The 20,930-nt window shown below is 65.2% G+C and carries 20 protein-coding genes; 5 read left to right on the forward strand and 15 right to left on the reverse strand.

Going from position 1 to position 20,930, the window contains the following annotated elements; all coding sequences use genetic code 11:
* Positions 1-40: 40 nt before the first annotated feature.
* The 7 genes from AB4Y43_RS13910 to AB4Y43_RS13940 form a co-directional block, all read right to left on the reverse strand.
* Positions 41-658, reverse strand: coding sequence for a pyridoxamine 5'-phosphate oxidase family protein (locus AB4Y43_RS13910; protein WP_342946783.1), 618 nt, complete (start codon positions 656-658; stop codon positions 41-43).
* A gap of 28 nt (positions 659-686) precedes the next feature.
* Positions 687-1,553, reverse strand: a complete 867-nt coding sequence (locus tag AB4Y43_RS13915; RefSeq protein ID WP_368682493.1) for an NAD-dependent protein deacetylase — start codon at positions 1,551-1,553, stop codon at positions 687-689.
* 21 nt (positions 1,554-1,574) lie between these two features.
* Positions 1,575-1,835 carry an oxidoreductase-like domain-containing protein gene (locus tag AB4Y43_RS13920; RefSeq protein ID WP_368728024.1) on the reverse strand — a complete coding sequence of 87 codons (261 nt, stop codon included), beginning with the start codon at positions 1,833-1,835 and terminating at the stop codon, positions 1,575-1,577.
* Positions 1,836-1,921: 86 nt separating this feature from the next.
* Positions 1,922-2,686, reverse strand: coding sequence for an SDR family oxidoreductase (locus AB4Y43_RS13925; RefSeq protein WP_368728025.1), 765 nt, complete (start codon positions 2,684-2,686; stop codon positions 1,922-1,924).
* Positions 2,687-2,713: 27 nt separating this feature from the next.
* Complete coding sequence (locus AB4Y43_RS13930; RefSeq protein ID WP_368728044.1) at positions 2,714-3,655, reverse strand: transporter substrate-binding domain-containing protein; 942 nt, start codon at positions 3,653-3,655, stop codon at positions 2,714-2,716.
* Positions 3,656-3,837: 182 nt separating this feature from the next.
* Positions 3,838-4,731 carry a LysR substrate-binding domain-containing protein gene (locus AB4Y43_RS13935; RefSeq protein ID WP_342947162.1) on the reverse strand — a complete coding sequence of 298 codons (894 nt, stop codon included), beginning with the start codon at positions 4,729-4,731 and terminating at the stop codon, positions 3,838-3,840.
* 119 nt (positions 4,732-4,850) lie between these two features.
* Positions 4,851-6,260: a DUF2252 domain-containing protein gene (locus tag AB4Y43_RS13940; protein ID WP_368728026.1), complete on the reverse strand. Its 1,410-nt coding sequence runs from the start codon at positions 6,258-6,260 to the stop codon at positions 4,851-4,853.
* 258 nt (positions 6,261-6,518) lie between these two features.
* On the opposite strand from AB4Y43_RS13940, the gene gltS reads away from it, so the two are divergent.
* The 3 genes from gltS (at position 6,519) to AB4Y43_RS13955 (ending at position 9,610) form a co-directional block, all read left to right on the forward strand.
* Positions 6,519-7,733, forward strand: a complete 1,215-nt coding sequence (gltS, locus tag AB4Y43_RS13945) for a sodium/glutamate symporter (RefSeq protein ID WP_368728027.1) — start codon at positions 6,519-6,521, stop codon at positions 7,731-7,733.
* A gap of 86 nt (positions 7,734-7,819) precedes the next feature.
* The gene (locus AB4Y43_RS13950) at positions 7,820-8,440 is read left to right on the forward strand and encodes a LysE family translocator (RefSeq protein ID WP_342946789.1); all 621 of its coding nucleotides are present in this window, start codon (positions 7,820-7,822) and stop codon (positions 8,438-8,440) included.
* A gap of 192 nt (positions 8,441-8,632) precedes the next feature.
* The gene (locus AB4Y43_RS13955) at positions 8,633-9,610 is read left to right on the forward strand and encodes a 2-dehydropantoate 2-reductase (protein WP_069261634.1); all 978 of its coding nucleotides are present in this window, start codon (positions 8,633-8,635) and stop codon (positions 9,608-9,610) included.
* 123 nt (positions 9,611-9,733) lie between these two features.
* On the opposite strand, the gene AB4Y43_RS13960 is transcribed toward AB4Y43_RS13955, so the two are convergent.
* Together AB4Y43_RS13960 and oxlT are read right to left on the reverse strand one after the other, a co-directional pair.
* Positions 9,734-10,855, reverse strand: coding sequence for a LysR family transcriptional regulator (locus AB4Y43_RS13960; protein WP_368728045.1), 1,122 nt, complete (start codon positions 10,853-10,855; stop codon positions 9,734-9,736).
* A gap of 22 nt (positions 10,856-10,877) precedes the next feature.
* Complete coding sequence (oxlT, locus tag AB4Y43_RS13965) at positions 10,878-12,233, reverse strand: oxalate/formate MFS antiporter (protein ID WP_368728028.1); 1,356 nt, start codon at positions 12,231-12,233, stop codon at positions 10,878-10,880.
* A gap of 371 nt (positions 12,234-12,604) precedes the next feature.
* Between oxlT and AB4Y43_RS13970 the strand changes: the two genes are divergently transcribed.
* Positions 12,605-13,549 carry a LysR family transcriptional regulator gene (locus AB4Y43_RS13970; RefSeq protein WP_110383445.1) on the forward strand — a complete coding sequence of 315 codons (945 nt, stop codon included), beginning with the start codon at positions 12,605-12,607 and terminating at the stop codon, positions 13,547-13,549.
* A gap of 94 nt (positions 13,550-13,643) precedes the next feature.
* Here AB4Y43_RS13970 and AB4Y43_RS13975 read toward each other — a convergent pair whose 3' ends face one another.
* The 5 genes from AB4Y43_RS13975 to AB4Y43_RS13995 all read right to left on the reverse strand — a co-directional run bounded on the left by AB4Y43_RS13975 (position 13,644) and on the right by AB4Y43_RS13995 (position 18,163).
* Positions 13,644-14,618: a hypothetical protein gene (locus AB4Y43_RS13975; RefSeq protein ID WP_368728029.1), complete on the reverse strand. Its 975-nt coding sequence runs from the start codon at positions 14,616-14,618 to the stop codon at positions 13,644-13,646.
* A gap of 51 nt (positions 14,619-14,669) precedes the next feature.
* Entirely contained in the window at positions 14,670-15,482 is an 813-nt protein-coding gene (locus AB4Y43_RS13980) for a fumarylacetoacetate hydrolase family protein (RefSeq protein WP_368728030.1), read from the reverse strand.
* 16 nt (positions 15,483-15,498) lie between these two features.
* The gene (gene frc, locus AB4Y43_RS13985; RefSeq protein WP_069261628.1) at positions 15,499-16,746 is read right to left on the reverse strand and encodes a formyl-CoA transferase; all 1,248 of its coding nucleotides are present in this window, start codon (positions 16,744-16,746) and stop codon (positions 15,499-15,501) included.
* A gap of 471 nt (positions 16,747-17,217) precedes the next feature.
* Complete coding sequence (locus tag AB4Y43_RS13990; RefSeq protein ID WP_069261627.1) at positions 17,218-17,946, reverse strand: GntR family transcriptional regulator; 729 nt, start codon at positions 17,944-17,946, stop codon at positions 17,218-17,220.
* A complete protein-coding gene (locus AB4Y43_RS13995) occupies positions 17,927-18,163 on the reverse strand; it encodes a hypothetical protein (protein WP_081771534.1) in 237 nt (78 codons plus the stop codon). The genes AB4Y43_RS13990 and AB4Y43_RS13995 overlap by 20 nt, the downstream gene beginning before the upstream one ends.
* A 561-nt stretch (positions 18,164-18,724) precedes the next feature.
* Here AB4Y43_RS13995 and AB4Y43_RS14000 point away from each other — a divergent pair.
* Positions 18,725-19,162 carry a DUF2917 domain-containing protein gene (locus AB4Y43_RS14000; RefSeq protein ID WP_368728031.1) on the forward strand — a complete coding sequence of 146 codons (438 nt, stop codon included), beginning with the start codon at positions 18,725-18,727 and terminating at the stop codon, positions 19,160-19,162.
* 114 nt (positions 19,163-19,276) lie between these two features.
* Here the strand turns inward: AB4Y43_RS14000 and AB4Y43_RS14005 are convergent, their stop codons facing one another.
* A complete protein-coding gene (locus tag AB4Y43_RS14005; RefSeq protein ID WP_342946795.1) occupies positions 19,277-20,440 on the reverse strand; it encodes a porin in 1,164 nt (387 codons plus the stop codon).
* Positions 20,441-20,930: the final 490 nt, after the last annotated feature.

The following is a 20,930-nucleotide window of genomic DNA, read 5'->3' on the forward strand; positions in this document are numbered from 1 at the left end:
CGGTCTTTCGGCGTTTGGTTGAAGTTCAGTCGGCGTTCACTCAGTACAGCGTGGTCTTGATGCGCTCGGCGAGACCGGCTTCGTAAGTCTCGGCGTCGAACGTCTCGCCATATTGCTCCTCATTCACGCGGCGTAGCATCTCGCCCGCGCTCGGCAGGTGCGAGCGTTCGACGTGGTGCGACGGGTCCCACAGCTTCGAGCGCACGATGGCCTTGGAGCAATGGAAGTACACGCTTTCCACGTCGATCACGAGCACCGAGCGCGGCGGCTTGCCATCCACGGCGAAGCTCGCGAGGAGCGCGGGGTCGGTGCTCACGCGGCCACGCCCGTTCACGCGCAGCATCTCGCCCACGCCCGGCACCATGAACAGCAGCCCCACCTGCGACGAAGCGACCACGTTGCGCAGGCTGTCCACGCGATTGTTGCCCGGCCGGTCGGGCAACGCGAGCGTGTGCTCGTCGAGAATGCGCACGAAGCCGGGTGCATCGCCGCGCGGCGAGCAGTCGAGGCCATCCGGGCCGCCCGTGGCGAGCACGACGAACGGCGAGCTTTCGATGAAGCGCCGGTAATCCGCGTTGACGTGATCGATTTCCTTGCGCAACGCGCGTTCGTGCGGCGTGCCGTAGTGCGCTTCGAGTTCGGCTAGCGTGGTCAGCATGTCGTCGGTTCCGTGAGGTCGTGGAGTGTCAGGGGACGAGGCGCGCGCCCAGCGCGTCGAGCACGGCGGCGCAGGGGGCTTCGAGTTTGAGGGCGAGGAGCGGGTCGGCGCGCGTCTTGCCCATGTTGATCGCGGCCACGGGTTTGCCGCGCTGCTGCGCCCAGGCGCAGAAGCGGTAGCCCGAATACACCATCAGCGAGGAGCCGACTACGAGCACGGCGTCGGCCTCGTCGAGCGCGTTCGAGGCGCTCGCCACGCGCTCGCGCGGCACGTTCTCGCCGAAGAACACCACCGAAGGCTTGAGCATGCCGCCGCACGCGGCGCACGCGGGCACGTGGAAGGCGTTCGCGCCGTCGAAGTCGAGATGGGCGTCGCCGTCGGCGGCGGGTTCCGCGCTCGCGCCCACGATGGCCGGGTTGCGCGCCTCGAGTTCCGGCTGGATCGAGGCGCGCGTATACTGCGCGCCGCAGTCGAGGCAATGCACGTGCGCGATGCTGCCGTGCAGCTCGATCACGTCGCGGCTGCCCGCGCGCTGATGCAGGCCGTCCACGTTCTGCGTGACGAGCGTGCGCGCGTAGCCCGCCGCACCGAGGCGCGCGAGCGCGTGGTGCGCGCCATTGGGCTGCGCGAGACCCACCGTGGGCCAGCCGATCAGGCTGCGCGCCCAGTAGCGGCGCCGCATGCTCTCGGAGCCGAGGAATTCCTGCAGCGTGATGGGCGGCGAGCGCTTCCAGGCGCCGTTCTCGTCGCGGTAGCCCGGAATGCCCGAATCTGTGCTGATGCCCGCGCCCGTCAGCACGAACAGGCGCGGATGGCGCTCGACGAACGCCTGCAGCGCGTCGAGGGCGGCGGCGTCGAGGACGGGAGCATTGGGAACGAGGATGGATTCGGTCATGGCGGCAGGCAGCAATGCAGTTCAGCGCGAGGGCTTGCCGCCCGACGGCGCGGCCGTTGGCGAAGCCGGCTTTGCGGGATGCTTGCGCGGGGCTTTCGCCTGCGCCTGCCGTTCCGCTTCGCGCGCTTCCCACGCGGCCAGCGCGGCGCGGTAGCGGCCGAACTCCTCGTCGTACAGATCGAAGATGCAGGGGTCGCAGCCGCTATGGCAGCAGTCGTCGTTATCGGGGCATACGGGCGGCTGGGGGCGCGGATCGTCGTCCGGACGCGGGGGCAAAGACATGGGCGCTCGGGCGTCGTGGTGGTTCAGCAGCCAGTATACGGGACGCGGCGGCCGAGCGTGCGACAGCGCCCGCCCGGCCTGCGCGCTCAGCCGCGCCCTACGAACGGCATCTTCGTCGCCATGATCGTCATGAACTGGACGTTCGCTTCGAGCGGCAGTTGCGCCATGTGCAGCAGCGCATCGGCCACGAGTTCCACGTCCATCAGCGGCTCGACGGCGATTTCGCCGTTCGCCTGCGGCACGCCGCGCGCCATGCGCTCGGCCATCTCGGTCGCCGCGTTGCCGATGTCGATCTGCCCGCACGCGATGTCGTAGCGCCGGCCATCGAGCGAAACGGTTTTCGTGAGGCCCGTGATGGCGTGCTTGGTCGCCGTGTAGGCGGCACTGAACGGCCGCGGCGCGTGCGCCGAAATCGAACCGTTGTTGATGATGCGCCCGCCGCGCGGCGTCTGCCGCTTCATGAGCCCGAACGCCGCGCGCGTGCACAGGAACACACCGGTGAGGTTCGTATCGACCACGGCGCGCCAGTCGTCCACGGAAAGCTCGTCGATGTCCACGGCCGGCGCGTTGCGGCCCGCGTTGTTGAAGAGCAGATCGAGCCGGCCGTAGCGCGTGCGGATCGTCTCGAAGAGCGCCTCGACGGCCGCCGCGTCGGTCACGTCGCAAGGCGCCGCCAGCGCTTCTTCGCCGCGCGCGCGGGCGTCGCCCTCGAGCGCTTCGAGCGGCGCGGCCCGCCGGCCTGCCAAAACGACGGCGAAGCCGCTGGCCAGCAGCTTTTGCGCGCACGCGCGGCCGATGCCGCTGCCCGCGCCCGTCACCAGTGCGATCTTGCGTTGTTGCGTATCACTCATCGTTGCCTCTTTCTTTCGGTTGAGCCTTCAATCGAGCGGCTGGTCGTTAGGATTCGCGAAAAGCGCCTTCATCGGCTCCGAGATCGGATAGTCGAGGTTCACGCCCGCGGGCGGAATGGGCGACTCGAACCAGCGTCGGTAAAGTGCGAGCGCCTCGCCCGAGCGCTCCATCTTCGCGATGGTGTCGTCGGCAATGCGCTTGAAGGCCGTGTCGCCGCGCCGGAACATGCAGCCGTACACCTCCGACCTGGCCGGCCTGCCGACGATCGCGAAAGCGTGCGCGTCGTTCCGGATACGCGCGCTTTGCTCGACCGGCGCGCCCGGCGTTTCGCTCGCCACGTAGCCGGTCGCGAGCGCGGCGTGCAGCAGCGGCTCGTCCATCACGAAGGCAACGGCGCGTCCCGAGCGCACGGCTTCGACGCAGTCGCCGTGAGTCTTCGCGACGACGATGCGCATGTTCATCGCGCGGTCCATGTTCCAGCGGCGCAGCAGGCGCTCTTCCGACGTGCCCGCCGTCGTGACCACCGTACGGCCCGCGAGATCGCCGAAGTCCTTGACCGGCGAGCCGCGCTTCACGAGCATGCGCACGCCGTACTCGAAGATGCTGTTGGAGAACGCGACGTCGTTCTCGCGCTCGCGCGTATGCGTCGTGGTGCTGCACTCGAGGTCGATCGTGCCGTTCTGCACGAGCGTGATGCGGTTCTGCGGCGTGACGACGAGTTCGCGCACGCGGAGTTCGGGGAGCTTGAGCGTCTCGCGCACGTTCTCCACGATGCGCTGAGTGATCTCGTACGAGTAGCCCGTTGCGTGCTCGCCGCCGGCCATATAGGAAAACGGCACGGTGGCCTCGCGCACGCCGATGACGATCGTGCCGGTGTCGCGAATCTTGCGCAGCGTGGGGCTTTCCAGTTCGTCGGCATGCACCGCGCCTGCAAACGCGCAGGCGCTCGCGAGCGCGACGTAGCGCATGTGGCCGCACAGCCTTCTGACGATACCCAACGGCTTCGACTCGCGCTTCAACCGTGTCTCCCCTGGATCTCTCGTTCGTTCGCATGAAACGCACGCACAGCAACGCTCCCCTCTGCGCGCGATTGTACCGGCGCCCGTGCCGGCTCGCGTCTTGCGGCCTTGGCTCCCGTGTCCTGGCGCTCTCACGCCGTGCACGTAGCGGAGAGGCAACCGCGCAGCACCTCCACGAACGCATTGCCTGCCTGCGAGTCCATGCCGCCTTCGCGCCACATCGCGAACACGCCGACCGTGAGTGCCGGTTCGACGCGCCGGATCGACACCGGATCGCCCGCCCCGCGCGCGCTGAGTTCGTCGAGCAGCACGCGGCCGATGCCGCGCGCCGCGAGTGCGCGCGCGACGTGCCACGTCTGCGCCTCGACGGCCGCGAGCCGGTCGTCCACGCCTTCGGCTTCGAGCAGGTTGCCGATCGCCTCGCCAAGCGGATCGACGTTGCCGATGCTGATCCACTCGCCATCGACCAGATCGCGCAACGCGAGCGGCGTGTGTTCCGGCGTCGGGTCGTCGGGCGGCGCGACGCAGACCACGGCCGTGCGCGCCAGTTCGACCGCGGCAATGCCCGGCCGCGTGGGTGGATTGAGCGCGACGCCCAGATCGAGTTCGCGTGTGAGCAGCGCGTTGAGCAGTTCCGCGGTGTGGCGCGTCTGGATCCTGAGCGACACCTCGGGATAGCCCGCGCGAAACGTCTGCACGGCAGCAGGGATCAGGCTCATGCCGAGGCTCGGCAGACAGCCGATGCGCAACAGCCCTTGCGGACGCAACACAAGATTGCGCGCGAGATCGCGAATGCTGTCGAGGTTCGATTGCAGCTTCTGCGTTTCGGCGAACAGCAACTCGGCCTCGCGCGTGGGCTGCAGGCGGCCGTGCGCGCGGCTGAAGAGCTTGAGGCCCGCACTGCGCTCCGCATGCGCGAGCACCTTGCTGACCGCGGGCTGCGAAACGCAAAGCAGCTCGGCCGCCTTGGACAGCGAGCCGGTGCGCATGATCGCGTGAAAGACTTCGATATGACGTAGACGCATGGGGCGCGTGCCGTGCATGCGTACGAGGCTCATGCGCGGCGCGATGAAAGAAAAGCGCAAGGATAGCGCGTTCCGCAGCACGCTTGGGCCTTGGCCTGCAGGTTCGACTCAGCCTTTGCTCATACGCGAAAATCGGCGGCCATGTCGTCGTCGCTGCGCGCGACGATCGCGCCGCTGCGCGCGGCCTTGAGGAACACGTCGTAATCGCGCTCCACCTGGTCGGCATAGCTGAATGCGTAGCCCGTGAGCGCCTCCGCGAACTGGTCGCTGCGGCCGATGTACGAAGAGATTTCGATGGCGGCGCTGCCCGACTTCGCGTGCGCACGCGCGAGCGCCCAGCCGCACAGACGCGCATAGCCGCAGAGCAGGGGACTGTCGAGCAGCTGCAGATCGACCGAGAGCTTCATGTCGCGCAACTGGCGCACGTAGAAATGACGTCCGTTGGGCCCCGTGGTCCAGCCGAGGAAGATATCGCTCGCCGCCTGCAGCAGCCGCTGGCCGTGCACGACGCGCGCGCCTTCATGCTTGATCGAAGGCGACTTGAAGTACTGCGAAACGACCGAGCGGCGCGCCTCTTTCACTTGCAGGAAGAGTGGCTTCTCGTGATGATCGACGAGCAGCATCACGAGGCAGCGCGTGCCCACGCTGCCCACGCCCACCACCTTGAACACGAGGTCCTGAATCGTGAAGTGATCGAGCAGTTCGCGCCGGTCGGGTGCGAGCGTCTTCGCGTAAGCCTCGTACATGGGCTCGATCAGCGTGCGCCAGTCGCCAAGCGCGAACCAGTCGTCTTCGGGTTCGAACAGCGTGTTGACGCCATGCACGTGAAAGAGCGCGGGCGGTGCGTCGTGAATCGTCCAGTGGTCGCCGTCGCGCTCCGCGAGCTTTTCGAGCAGATTCTCGTGCGTGCGGTTCGCGGCCTTCTCCATGCCGCGCCGGATCAGGCGACGGCCTTCGGGCGTGAGCGCGGTTTCGACCATGCGGTCGAAGGTGATTTTGTCGTACCAGAGATCGAGTGCGCCGTACTCCGCGTACTGGCGCAGCCGGTCGCGATAGCTGGTCACCGCCGTCATCACCAGCTCCTCGGCCACGCCGCGCGAGTAGCGCATGTGCCGCGCCGCCACGACGAAGCTCGCCACGAGCCGCTTCACGTCCCACTCCCAGGGGCCGGGCGCGACCTCGTCGAAGTCGTTGAGATCGAAGACGAGCTGGCGCTCGGGCGTAGCGAAGGCGCCGAAGTTCAGCAGATGCGCGTCGCCGCAAATCTCCATCGTCATGCCGGTGTTGGGCACACCCGCGAGGTCGTGCGCCTGGAGGATCGCGCTGCCGCGGAAGAACGTGAAGGGCGAGACGATCATGCGCCCGTAGCGCAGTTGCACGAGGTTCGGCACGCGGCCTTCGCTGCTCGAGCGCAGCAGTGCGAGCGGATCGCGCTTGATGGTGCCGGTTTCCTTGTGGCTCGAACGCTTCGAGCGCTCGCGCGCGGCACGCCCGGCCGCCTCGCGTTCAGCAACGGTACTCCCATTCATGACCTTCTCCGGTTCTTGTACGGTCTCGCGCCATCGTGGCGAACGGGGAAATGCGCGGGTATTCGTCCTGCATGGGCGGCGGCTTTGCGCCTGTGAATGCCTGCCAATTTAAGCGTGGGGCCCCGTTTCGTGCAAGCAACGCGGTCAGAACCGGCACCTGGCTGCGCACCATGCGCGCAATGCGCAGGCGCCTGGTGTACCGTGCGCGAAAGATGCGCCGCCAGCCTGGCCCTCTCATCGCCCCGCCGGACACCCGCCATGAACGTCAAAGTCTACGGAACGCTCGTCGTCGCATCGCTCGTGCTGCTGGTCGGCCAATGGCTCGTCGCCGCCGTGCCGATCCTGCGCAAATGGACGATACCGGAACCCGTGGCGGGCGGCATCGTCGCCGCGCTGATCGTGTTCGGCCTGCACAGCTTCGCACACACGGACGTGGTCTTCGCCACCTCGTTGCAGGCGCCGCTCATGCAAGCGTTCTTCGCCACCATCGGCCTCAATGCGAACCTCGCCAACCTGAAACACGGCGGCCCGGTGCTCGTGCGCTTTCTCGCTGTCGTGGTCGCCCTGCTCGTGCTGCAAAACGTGTTGGGCATCGCACTCGCCATGGCGTTCGGCGTCGATCCGCTGTTCGGGCTGCTGGGCGGCTCGGTCTCGCTCGCGGGCGGGCATGGCACGGGTGCCGCATGGGGCGCAGTGTTCACCGAGCATCACGGGCTGCAGTCCGCGACCGAAGCGGCCATTGCGTGCGCCACCTTCGGGCTGATCATGGGCGGCATTCTTGGCGGACCGGTTGCGCAGCACCTCATGAAACGCATCGGCGCACAGGCGGGCGCCGATACGCCTGGCGCCGGCGGCGCGGCAACGCCCGATCCCTACGCATTCGAGGAGCCGAAAGCCGAGCAGCCCACCACGCCGGGCGCGTTCATCAACACGCTCACGCTCATCGCCATCAGCCTCGCCGTGGGCGAAGCGCTTTCCGGGCTGATCGCAGGCACCGCGTTCGAATTGCCGGCCTTCGTGTGCGTGCTGTTCGTCGGCGTGCTCCTCGCCAACGGGCTCGCGCTCATCGGGCGGCCCGTGGCCGAGCACGCCGTCGCGCTGATCGGCAACGTGAGCCTCGCGCTCTTTCTCGCCATGGCGCTCATGACGCTGCGCCTGTGGGACCTCGCCGCGCTCGCGCTGCCGGTGTTCACGATCCTCGCCGCGCAAACACTGCTCATGGTGGTCTACGCGATCTTCGTGACGTTCCGCGCGATGGGCGCGAACTACGACGCTGTCGTGCTTACGGCGGGGCACTGCGGCTTCGGCCTCGGTGCAACGCCCACGGCGATTGCGAACATGCAGGCGGTCACGGCGCGCTTCGGCCATTCCCATCTGGCGTTTCTCGTGGTGCCGATGGTGGCCGCGTTCTTCATCGACATTGCCAACGCCATCACCATCAAGCTCTTTCTCATGCTGCCGATTTTCCATTGAGCGGCCTGGTGGCCCGCGCGAGGCGCGCTAGAATGTGCCGATTCACGGCGCGCCGCGCACGGCGCTAACGTTCTTCGAGCGTCATCATGTCCCTCACCGCCTGGCTCTTCTTCCTGCCCGCCTGCTTCGCCCTGAATATGGCGCCAGGCCCGAACAATCTCCTCTCGATCAATGTGGCCGCGCGGCACGGTTTTCTGCGCGCCTTCCTCGGCGGCACGGGCCGGCTCGTTTCGTTCGCCGCGATGATCGCGCTCGCGGCCACGGGGCTGGCCGTGGTGCTGCGCGCTTCCGAGGCGGTCTTCTTCGTCATCAAGCTTGCGGGCGCCGCTTACCTCGTGTGGCTCGCCATACAGCTCTGGCGCAGCGACGCCAACCCCATCGGCGAAAGCATGGATGGCGACGCCTCGCTCGCGCGTCTCGCATGGCGCGAATGCCTCGTGGCGGCAGGCAACCCCAAGGCGATTCTCGTTTTCACGGCTTTCCTGCCGCAATTCGTCGATGTCGCCAGGCCCATCGCACCGCAGTTCGGCGTGCTCGGCGCGAGCTTTCTCGTGCTCGAATGCGTGGCCATCGCGCTCTACTCGCTCGCCGGCATGTACCTCGGCCGCTGGCTCACCCGCACCACCGTGCGCCGCTGGTTCAATCGCACCTGCGGTGCATTTCTCGGTCTGATCGGCGTGAGTTTTCTGCTCGTGCGGCGCGCCTGAACAGCCTCGTCACGCGCCCCTTCGTCCATAAGCTTCTCTTGATGATTTTCCGGAGAAACTTTAACTGTCGTTAATCGACAGCACCCCCTATGCTCAAACCATCGTCCGGGGGGCGCGGCGAGCGGGCAGCTTCCCCATCGCTCGCGAAACGCCCTGCGGACAAGCGGTTTTCAACGTCATTGGGGTTTCAACATGAAGATCTGCATCTTTGGAGCGGGCGCTATCGGAGGCATGATGGGCGTGCAACTCGCCCGTGCAGGCGCCGACGTGAGCTTCGTCGCTCGCGGCCCGCATCTGGCCGCCATGCGCGAGAACGGCGCGCGTCTGCTGATGGACGGCGAAGAGTACGTAGCGAAGGTGCGCTGCACGTCCGATCCGCGCGAACTGGGTGTGCAGGACGTCGTCATCATTACGCTCAAGGCGCATTCGGTGGCGGGCGTGATCGACGCGATGCAGCCGCTCCTCGGCAAGCACACGGCCATCGTCACGGGCACCAACGGCATTCCCTACTGGTACTTCTACCAGCATGGCGGCAAGTTCGCGGGTACCCGCCTCGAAAGCATCGACCCGGACGGCGCGCAATGGAACCGTCTCACGCCCGAGCGCGCGATTGGCTGCGTGCTCTATCCGGCGGCCGAAATCGACGCGCCTGGCGTGATTCGCCACGTGTACGGCAAGAAGTTTCCGATCGGCGAGCCTTCGGGCGAGCGCACGCCGCGCATCGTCCAGCTTCATGAAGCCATGGAGGCCGCCGGGTTCGATGCGCCGATCCGCGAGAACATCCGCGACGAAATCTGGCTCAAGCTGTGGGGCAATCTCTGCTTCAACCCGATCAGCGCACTCACGCACGCCACGCTCGACGTCATCACCAGCGACCCGGCCACGCGCGCCGTAGCGCGCACGATGATGCTCGAAGGCAAGCGCATTGCCGAGCGCTTCGGCGTGAACTTCCGTGTGGACGTTGAGCGTCGCATCGACGGTGCCGGCGCAGTGGGCGCGCACAAGACCTCGATGCTCGTCGACCTCGAAACCGGCCGGCCGATGGAGATCGATCCGCTGATTACCGTCGTGCAGGAAATGGGTAGCCTGGTTGGCGAGCCGACGCCGGCCATCGACACCGTGCTCGCATTGGTCAAGCAGCGTGAGCGGATGGCGATGCAGCCGGCGTAACGTAAGTCGCGGCGAAGGGCGGCGCGAGCGCCGCCTTTTTTTGCGCCCCGGTTCTGGTGCTGGAAAAACAAAAACGGATCGCTTCGAGCGATCCGTTTTGCTTTGCAGAAGAAGAAACGCGCGCTATTCGATGCGGGCGTGGGTGCGGGTTACCTGGAGCGGCGGCGGCGTATCGGCGCCGCGCAACGCGACGCGCATCGGCGTGCCGTTCGAGCCACGCATCGGCGAGCCGTCGATGGACGTTTGCGGCAGCGCCTCGCTATCCGGCGATGGGGCCTCCGGGTCCGAACCGTCCGCGACTGGCCCGTCCGGCATGAACTGCGACCACGCCGCCTGAGCACAAGGCCGTAGCGAACGATGGCGACGCCGCACGAGCATCGTCGTCACGTTGACGACCGGATGCAGCAAACGCGTGACGAGCGGCCCCGCGGGCACGGGCCAGTGGCACGTTGCGTGCGCAACGTCGCCCGCACGCTGCGCGTGCCCCCCGCGCGCGCCATCCGTGCACACCGGCAACACGCCGATGCCCATGCCGAGCTGCGCCATGCGCGCCACGCCCGCCACGTGCGCGAACTCCTGCAGCGGCCTCCCCTCAGGCCGCAGACCGTCCAGCGCACGCATCACCGCGCCGCGGCAGCCAGCGTCACGATTGAGCGTGACGAGCGGTTCGCGCGCGAGATCGTCCCATCGCAGCGCCCCCTGTAGCGCAAGCGGATGGTGGGCAGGCAAGAGCGCGCAAAGCGGCGTGGCCGAGAGCGGTTGCACATCGAGGTTGCCGCTCGCGAACGGCACGCTTTCCGCGATCACGCCGAAATCGGCCTCGCCCTGCTCGACCGCCTGCAGCACGGCCGCCTGCGGCAAGTCCTGCAACTGCAGCGTGAGCGAAGGAAAAGCCGCTGCACAGCGCGCGAGCGCAGCGGGCACCCAGGTCGACGAGAGCACCGGGTTGCTCGCCACGAGCACGACGCCGCTATGCGCCTGGTGCGCGTCGCGGCCCTCGTTGAGCGCCATCTCGATCTCGTCGAGCAGGCGGCCGATGCGTCGCTCGAAGCCGCTGCCCGCGAGCGTGAGCTCGACCTGGCGCGTGGTGCGGTCGAAGAGCTTGAGTTCGATCGCTTCCTCGAGTTCGCGCACGCAGCGGCTCACCGCCGACTGCGTGAGCCCGAACTCGCGCGCGGCGCGCGTGAAGCTGCGCGCCCGCGCCACCGCGACGAACACCTTGAGCTGCTGGAGCGATACGTTCATCGACATGGCGGGCCAGCGCGCCTCATTCGCCGCTTTGGTTGGACCAGTGCGGCAACCCCGCGCCCGTATTCGTGGCCAGTGTGACGTTGGGCTCGTTGCTCGCGTCACCGCTGGCTTCGCTGCTCTGTTCGATCAGACGCTTGCGCATCGGCGCGAGGAAGAACTTGGCGCTCACGCCCGCCGCGATCGTGATGACCGCAGCCGCGATGAACACCGCGCTCCAGCCGCCCGTAGCAGACAGCACCGAGGCCACCGGCACGAGCAGCGCTGCCGTGCCCTTGGCGGTGTACAGCGTGCCGGCATTCGATGCGGCGAACTTGCTGCCGAACGTGTCCGCGCAGATGGCCGGGAAGATCGAGAAGATCTCGCCCCAGAACAGGAAGATGAGCGCGGCGAAGGTCATGAACGCATACGGGTTCGTGCCGAACTGCATCATGCCGAGCAGCGCGAGCCCTTCACCCACGAAGATCAGGAACATCGCGTTCTCACGGCCGATCTTGTCGGAGATGAAGCCGCACAGCGGACGCGTAAAGCCGTTGCAGATGTTGTCGATCGACAGCGTGAGCGTGAGGAGCGGCAGCGTCATGCCGAACACCGTCATCGGAATGCGGGCGAGGCCCCAGTCCTTGGCGATCGGCCCGATCTGCGCCGTTGCCATCAGGCCGCCGGCGGCCACCGCGACGAAGCAGATGTAGATCACCCAGAATACCGGCTGCTTGACCATCTGGCCCGGCGTGTAGTCGACGCGCGAGACGAGACGGCGGCCCGCCGCGGTGACGGGGCGCGTCACGGGCTTCACGAGCACGAGCGAGAGCACGAGAATCGACACGCCCTGTAGCACGCCGAAGAAGAAGAACGTGTGCTCGTAGCCGGAGCGCGTGATCATGTTCGCAATCGGAATCACCGTCACGGCGGCGCCGGCGCCGAAGCCCGCGGCCGTGAGGCCCGCGGCGAGACCGCGGCGGTCCGGGAACCACTTGAGCGCGTTGCCCACGCAGGTGCCGTACACGCCGCCCGCGCCGATGCCCGCGATCACGGCCGACACGTAGAGCATCGGCAGCGTCGTGACGTAGGAGTTGATCACCCAGGCGAGGCCTGCGCAAACCGCGCCGCCCGCCACGACCGGACGCGGTCCGAACTTGTCGACGAGCCAGCCTTCCACCGGCACGAGCCAGGTCTCGGTCAGAATGAAAATCGAGAACGCCAGTTGAATCTCCGCCTGGCCCCAGTGGTGGCGCGAATTCATCGGCGCGACGAACAGCGTCCATGCGTATTGCAGATTGGCAACGAGCGCCATGCATAGCATGCCCACCACCAGTTGAAACCAGCGGTTCGTCCAGAACGGACCGCTCTCGCTCCTCTGACCGATTGCATTCATATCGCTTGTCTCCGCTATCTATTCATTGCAGCCTGCATGATTACGGGTCTGCATAAATCGAGGCTTATGGTTTTAGCTTTTCACTTCGCTGCGCTGTGTTTTTTATTCGCCGGCTGAATCAGGAATCCGATTGGATAGTCGTCAATCCTCATTCACCCTGGCATTACGTCAGACCCTGAAAACATCGTGAAACAAGGGCTTTTCTCAGTGTTGTCCCTTATGAAATCGTATTTCCGAGCGTTAACCCGAACCTGGCTTCGAGCGCTTTGCACGGCATTCGGACTCCTTTCAACTTATGCTAGGGTGATTGCTGAATTACTCACAATTAAAGTTTGTTATTATGTGGATTCAGTATCCTTTATGGTTCGGCCATGACGATGCGAAACGCCACGCTGCGCCAGCTCAAGGTCTTCGAGACCGTGGCGCGCCACCTCAGTTTTTCGCGTGCTGCGGAAGAGCTGCATCTCACCCAGCCGGCCGTTTCCACGCAGGTTCGGCAGCTCGAAGATCACGCGGGCCTGCCGCTCTTCGAGCAGCTCGGCAAGAAGATCTATCTCACGCCCGCGGGCACGGAGATGCTCCACTACAGCCGCGCGATCATGCAGCAGTTCCACGAAGTGGACGAGGCGATGAGCCAGCTAAAGGGCGTCTCGGGCGGCAAGCTCAACGTCGCCGTCATTAGCGCCGGCGATTACTTCTTTCCGCGCCTGCTGGCCGAGTTCACGCGCCGCTACAAGGGCGTCGCGCTCAATCTCTCCGTGCACAACCGCGAGCAGCTGCTCCAGCAGCTCGCCACCAATCAGACCGATCTCGCCGTGATGGTGCGTCCGCCCCACGCGACTGACGCCATCAACGAGCCGTTTGCGCCTCACCCGTACGTGATCGTTGCGGCGCCCACGCATCCGCTCGCCAACAAGCGCGCCATCAAGCTCAGCACGCTCGCCAACGAGGCGTTCATCGTGCGCGAGCGCGGCTCGGATACGTGGAACTCGATGGAAGAAGGCTTCGCGGGGAAGATCACGAACCTCAAGATCGCCATGGAGATCCAGAGCACCGAGACGATCAAGCAGGCCGTGATCGCGGGCATGGGCATCGCCTTTCTTTCGGCGCACACCATCAGCCTCGAACTGCAGGTCGGTCACCTCACCGTGCTCGACGTCGAAGGCTTCCCGGTCATGCTCAACTGGTACGTCGTGCACCGGAAAAACAAGCGCCTGCCGCCCGTCGCGCTCGCGTTCAAGCGCTTCCTCATGGAGGAAGGCGCGGCGCTCATCGAGAACATTACGAAAGTGTCAGAAGCGAGCTTGCATAAGTAAGGTTTAATGGATAGCCAAGAAACCATCATGCATGACTAATCATTCGCGTCATATTGCGCGTTCTGTTGTTTTCCCCTGTTCCCGCAGATAGACGTCAGTGCGGTCCTTGCCGCTGACGCAGCGCACTGCCCCGGCTGCGTCGCCGCCGTGGCAAATCCTGTGACGCGTGATGACCCGCGCGCCCTCCGCTTCCGTGCGGCGTGTCGCTCGCGGCCAGCCAGGCGGGTTCGAACGCGCCGCTGCCGCAGGCCGCGACCAGCAGTTCATCCGGCACACCCGCAAAACTTGCATGGAATGTTGCGCTGAAGGGCTCGCGTGGCGGTGACGCCTCGACTGCGCCCGTGCGGGCGAGCCGCGGCCGCCGCGTGCCGCTCATGAGCCGCACGCCCAGCGCCGCGCACAGCACGCTCGCCGCGACCAGCACGGAGATCTCGAAATCGGGCGAAGCACGCGCGCTCAGGAATTCGTAGCCGAGCGCAGCGCCCAGCAGCAGCGCGATGACATGCATGACACGGTCGCCGCGGCCGAACGGCACGCGCCTGCGGACCGAGCCGCTCGCTTGCGCGCCACGGCTGAGCAAACGCAGCGCGCAGCCTGTCAGCAATGCGCCGGTCGCCGCCGCGACGAATAGCGCTACACGTTCGCCAGCACTCCGCTCAGGCTGCAACACGTAACCAACGAACGCGCCGATCAAAACACTCGCGCCCGATACACCCCCCAGCAGCGCCGCCGTCCGCGCGCGGGGCGTGAGGTCGCGCCGGCCCGCGAGGCACAAACCGCCCAGCACGCCGGCTTCGACCGCGACGGTCGCGTCGGGCCCATGCATCCAGCCCGCAGCGATCACGCCGGGCGGCACGGTCAGTAGCAATGCGAACGAAATGGCGAAGGCGAGCCGATGCCTGCGCGGCGCACCAGCGCGCCTGGCGCAGGACGGCGTGGAGCGGGAACGCGACAACGGCCACGCACGCACCGGCGCGAGCGCCGCCAATTGTGCAAATGCACAGCCAAGCCATGCGAACAGCGCGCCAGCGCCCAGCCACGCCAGGTCGCCAGCCAGTTGCTCCGGCATTTCTCCTCCTCGCGCGGCATCGCTGCCGCGCGCGTCTTTGGTTTCAGGCCGTCAAGCCGCGCCCTCTACGGCGGCGAGCGACTCGATTTGCGCCGACGCGGCGCCCAGCGCATTGCTCAACGTACCGATCCCTTCGATGGTGACCTCGACCGTTGCGCCATCAACGATCGAGCCCACGCCGAGTGAGGTGCCGCACGCAATCACGTCGCCGGGTTCGAGCGTCAGATCCTGAGAAATAAGACTCACCTGCTGCGCCGGCGAAAACACCATGTCGTCGAGCGGATAATTCTGCCGCTCCACGCCATCGAGTTTCGTGACGACGCGTGCGCGCTGCCAGTCGAACCCGGAAACGATCGCCGGACCCAGACAACAGAACGTATCGAAACCTTTGGCGCGGCACCATTGCGGGAAGTGCGGATTCTCGGTGATGAGGCCCGCTGCCGTGACGTCGTTGACGATCGTGTAGCCGAAGATCGCCGACGCGGCTTCCTTCACGCTCGCATCGCGGCAGCGCTTGCCGATCACGATGCCGAGTTCGCCTTCGAAGACGATTTTTCCCGCATAGTGAGCAGGACGCCGAATCAATTCAGAAGAGCCGATCACCGAAGCCGGCGGCTTGATGAGAAAGAGCGGGTGCGATGGCACCGGCTTTTCGAGTTTCGCGGCGAGCGCGTGAAAATTGTTCCACAGCGCAACGATCTTGCCGGGTGCACAGGGCGCGAGCGGCGTAAGCGCGCGCAGCGACAGCACTGCGCCAGTGGGCACCGGCTGATCGAGCCCTTCGTATTCGTGCAGGTAACCGTTCTCGACGCGGCCGAACACGATGCTGCCGTCGCTCGCCATCAAACGCATCCACGTTTCCATGTTTCGCTCCTCGGTTTCAAACGGCGCCAGACGCGCGCAGCGAGTGGATCTCGTCCTTCGTGTAGCCGAATTCGGCGAGCACTTCGTCGGTGTGTTCGCCCAGCATCGGCGAACGCGTGACTTCGGTCGGGCTATCCGAGAGCTTGATCGGGTTGCCCACCGTGAGGTACTTGCCGCGCACCGGGTGATCCACCTCGACGATCGTGCCGCTCGCGCGCAGCGATTCGTCGCTGGCGATCTCCTTCATCGAGAGAATCGGGCCGCACGGAATGTCGTAGCGGTTGAGCACGGCCATTGCGTCGAACTTCGTGCGATGCATGGTCCAGTGCTCGATCTCGTCGAAGATCGCCTTCAGGCGCGGCAGGCGCGCATTCGGCGTGGCGTAGTCCGGATCGTCGATCCACTCCTCGCGCCCGATCAGCTTGCAGATGCGGTCCCACACGGGTGCCTGCGCGATGAAATAGATATAGGCGTTCGGATCGGTCTCCCACCCCTTGCACTTGAGAATCCAGCCCGGCTGCCCGCCGCCCGACGCATTGCCGGCGCGCGGCACGGCCTCGCCGAAGCCGTCGTTGGGATACTGCGGGTACTCTTTCATGACGCCGGTGCGCTCGAGCCGCTGCTGGTCGCGCAGCTTCACGCGGCACAGGTTGAGCACGCCGTCCTGCATGGCCGCAAGCACCTTCTGGCCGCGCCCCGTGTGCGTGCGCTGATAGAGCGCGGTCACGATGCCGAGCGCGAGATGCAGGCCCGTGCCGCTGTCGCCGATCTGCGCGCCGGAGACGACCGGCGGGCCGTCGTCGAAGCCTGTCGTCGACGCCGCACCGCCCACGCACTGCGCGACGTTCTCGTAGACCTTGCAGTCCTCGTACGGGCCGGGGCCGAAGCCCTTCACCGAGGCGACGATCATGCGCGGGTTCAGCGTCTGTATACGTTCCCAGCTGAAACCCATGCGCTCGAGCGCGCCCGGCGCGAAGTTTTCGACCAGCACGTCGCAATCGCGAATGAGCCGCTCCAGCACGCGCTTGCCTTGCGGGTTCTTCGTGTCGAGCGTGAGCGAACGCTTGTTGCCGTTGAGCATCGTGAAGTAGAGGCTGTCCGCGTCCGGCAGGTCGCGCAGCTGCTCCCGCGTGATGTCGCCTGCGCCTACGCGCTCTACCTTGATCACGTCCGCGCCGAACCAGGCGAGCAGTTGTGTGCAGGTGGGTCCCGACTGCACGTGCGTGAAATCGAGGATGCGCACGCCGTTCAATGCCTTGCCCATGTCATGTCTCCTTATCTAATCGTGGCCGGGCGAGTTTTCGAAAATCGGTGGGGTTGCGTGGGCAGAGGCGTTTCGCGCGATGGCGCGTCATCTGCGTCCTTGAGCAATACGGTATGTGATATATCAGAACGAAGCAAGAGGAGAATTGCCCATCGGGAATGCCATTAGAATCGCGTCGAAGCCTTATCCACCATGGCTTTGGTGCAAGTTCGGTGGCATTGACGCGGTGCACACGAGGGAAAACCCCGAACATTTGCCGCATCTGATATGCCAGATTCCGTGTGAAGGATAGCTGTCCCGCACCGGGATTTGGTCAGGCCTGCCAGGGGTTGATGCGCATAAAGTCGGCTGTCGGAGGCCGTTCTGCCGACGCGTGATGAATGAGCGTGATGGGGCGCGAAGGAACGTAAACGCAAAACGGGAGACCCGAAGGTCTCCCGTTTTGCCTAGAGGCGGCGTCAGCTGCCTGCGTCAATCCAGAAAATCGCAGTTCTTCTCGACATAAGCCGCGAGATCGAGCGAATGCTGGCGCACGAGCTTTTCCGCCAGCTCGGTGTCACGCTTCTCTAGCGCCTCGATGATGCGCAGGTGATCGACGATCGAGCGCGAAGCCCGGTCGCTCTGCGAAATCGTCATGCGGCGGATGGCACGCACGTGCACGAAGATGTTCTTGATGGTGTCGAGGATGATCTGCGAGCGGGAAAGCTCGACGATCGCCTGGTGGAACGCGATGTTGGCGTCCGAGTACTCGGCGATGTGTTCCGCGGGCGTGCTGTCGCGGAAGTCGTCGAACATGTGGCGCAGCCGCGCGATTTCCTCGTCGGTGGCGTGGATCGTGGCGAGACGCGCGGCCATGCTTTCGAGCGCGGCCCACATCTGGATCATCTCGACGATCTCGCGCTTGCTCTTGCGCACGATATAGATGCCGCGGCGCGGCACCATGCGCAGGAAGCCCTCCTGCTCGAGCAGCGTCATGGCCTCGCGAACCGGCGTGCGGCTCACGCCGAGCGATTCGCTCAGCACGCGCTCGTCGAGCCGGATTTCCTCGCGCGACTGGTAGATATCGGCGTCGGCAATGGCCTGGCGCAGCATGGCATAAGCCTGATCGCGCAGGCTCAGTGTGGCGTTGATGGGCTGCAGCGCCAGCTTGAGCGGCGCCGCTTCCCGGCTTGCTACAACTTCAGTTTGTTCTGACGACATTGATTACCTCTTTTCCGACCTGCGGACGGATTCGCGGACCGAATTGTGCACGACGAACGGCCCTGGCGCGCGGTGCTTCGCCCAAACCAGCGTACCGGCCATGCTGCGCAGCCTGCTCAATGGCGGACTGCGGCAGCCACCTGGCGATCATGACCGTAGCAGCTGCACCCAGACCCACGACCGCTGCACCGAACAGTGCGAGAGAAACGAAATCCATTTGAAGCTCCGCATGATTGAGTAATCGAATAACTCAATCATATGTTGCGTCGCCACAAAAAGCAATATTCTGTATGTGATATATCAGATGCAGTCGTTTCCACACAACACGTCGATGCCGCGGGGCGTATCAGGGAGTACGCCCCCCCCACATTGTGGGACGGTTCGACGGATATCCATGAAAAACAACCAATCCTAGTGAGAAAACGGTGCTGCCCGCAAGAGGATATGCCATCGAAGGGCACGATCGCGTCATGCAAAGGTGCGAACGAGACTCGCACGCAACACAAACTGCGGCTGCCAAAGCCCATTTAAGCATTTCCGGTTGACAGCGCTGCAAGGCACCCCGCACACTCAAGCCATGCACACGTCCTCCACCCGCCTCGTCATCGCACACACGATGAATCATCCGTGGAAAACCCATACGGGTAACCCACGGGGATGGTGTGCGTACTAGCAGTCTGTCGTCACGCAAATCACAAGCCCCGCCGGCATCGACGGGGCTTTTTGTTTTTCTGGGTGATAGCGCTCCGTCCGTCGGCTCCAAAAACTGGAGAAAACGATGGATGACGCTTTTCAGGCAGCTTCACTGACCGCTTCGCAACCCGCTTTACAGCCCGTCTCGCAATCCGCGCCGCACGCCGTTGCGGACGCAACCGACCGGCTCGACGATCCGTTGCCCATCCAGTCGGTCCATTTCGCCGTGCCGCCCATGCGCACTGTCACCTGGCGCGTGAGCGCATCAGCCACGCTGCGTGTTCAGGTAGCCCAGGTATGGGTCACGCGCGCCCGCTCGCCCTACGACCACTGGGTGCAACCGGGCGAGACGCTTCGGCTCGAGCGTGGCGAACGTATCTGGCTCAGCACTGAGGCCGCCTTGCCGGCACGCGTGAGCATCACGAGCGCATGGCAGCCGCCGTTCGCGGGCGTGCGGCGCGGTATGGAGCGCCTCGCCGCCTGGCTTGCGCTGCTCACGCTCCGGCGTTCGCGCGAGGCGTGACGCGCGATGCCCTGACGCTTGACGCGCCTTGAGCTGAACCCAGGGCCGCACACGCCAAAACGCCGGATGCGCCGCCCAGTTGGCGCATCCGGCGTTGTCGATCGAGGCCGTCGCTCAGAACTTGTGCCGCAACCCGAAGTTCACGATGGTCTGGTTCGAGGTGCCCGAGTAACCGTACGAGCCGACCGAAGCCTCGGCCGGCATCGAGCCGCCCGTGCCGTTGCCGGTATCGCCGCTCGCATGCTGCCAGGCCGCCGTCATGTAAAGGTCCGTGCGCTTCGAGAGGCTGTAATCCGCGCCGAGCGACACCTGGTTGTAATTCGCCGACGTATCGCCGTTGGCGTGCGTGTAGCTGTAGCCAATGCCGAGCAGCAGCGCCGGGTTCAGCTGATAGTTCATGAAGCCCTGGCCGGTGTTGTACTTTTGCGTCTCCCGGAACACCGAACTCGCATCGGGCGAGTAGCGCGCGTTGCTGTAGCCGAGGCCGAAGGTGAACTGGCCGAGCTGGTACTGCGCCGCCGCGCGCGCAATGGTGAGCGAGTGTGCCGTAGCGTAGCCGGAGTTGATCGGGCCGTCGAAGGTGCCGTCCGAGGTGCTCGTCCAGCCGCCGGTGCGAATGCCGTTGACGGCCTGGCTGTTCGCCGCGTAGAAGTAGCCGCCTGCCAGCGCGAGCGGACCGTTGGTGTAGTTGACCGCCGCCGAGTACGACTGCTCGGCGCCTGTCGAACCCGCGATGCCACCAAACGAGTACATCGCCGCAGCCTGGAGGCCGCTCCATACGGGCGTGGTGTACTTGACGGCGTTGTTCACGCGGAAGCTGTTGTCGTAGTTATCGACGTCGCCGGGCGTTGCGAACACGGAGCCGAAATAGTTGTCGGCCGTGATGCCCTGCACGAGGTCGATGAGCGGGTCATACTGCCGCCCGAGCGTGAGCGACCCGTACTGCTCGGCCGTCAAGCCCACGTATGCCTGTCGGCCGAACAGCCTGCCGCCCTGCGCAAGCGCGCCTGTGGACGGGTTGAAGCCGCTTTCCAACTGGAAAATCGCCTTGAGGCCGCCACCGAGATCTTCAGCGCCCTTCAAACCCCATCGCGAGCCGGAGAGATTGCCGAAGCTGCTGTTGCCGAGCGTCCAAAGGTTCTTGCTGCCGTCGGCGTGATTGACGTAGGTAATCGAGGTGTCGATGGTGCCGTACAGCGTCACGCTAGTCTGTGCCTGAGCCGTGCCAGCAACCCCGAGCGCGGCCAGTGAAAGGGAAGTCAAGGCTAGTCTTTTCACGTCATTCTCCCGGCACGGTAAAACAACTCTTGACCAAAGCAGACTAACTCGCCCGTCGAGCATTGTAAAAGGATTAAACGAGCTGTCTCGAATTAGTGACAGCGGTTTCAGAAAGTGCCTGGTTGACACCCAAAACATCATCTCCGGCTGCCAACCAGGAGTGCCTGCAACGCCCGCCACGCAAGGCTTTCGGCGAACCAGCCCACTCGGCGCGCGTTTCAGCACGCGATCTGCGCCCCCCCATTACTCACAAGTTAACGATTACCTTGCCGTTCTGGCCGCCTGTTAGTCAGGCCCCACAAACATCAATCGCAAAAAGATTATTCCCTAATTAAATCCACTAGTTACGACGCGTCATCGCGTCGAACTGATCTGCACCCAATAGCGGTTTCTTGCACCGGGGCGTCAACCGGCGGGTAGTCCCATGCGTTTGCTGAGCTTAACTAGTCCTTTCCGAACGATTACGATTCGGCTCGAATTTCCGGTTCGC

The sequence above is a fragment of the Paraburkholderia sp. BR10872 genome (assembly GCF_040965835.1).
Lineage (GTDB): Bacteria > Pseudomonadota > Gammaproteobacteria > Burkholderiales > Burkholderiaceae > Paraburkholderia > Paraburkholderia nodosa_A.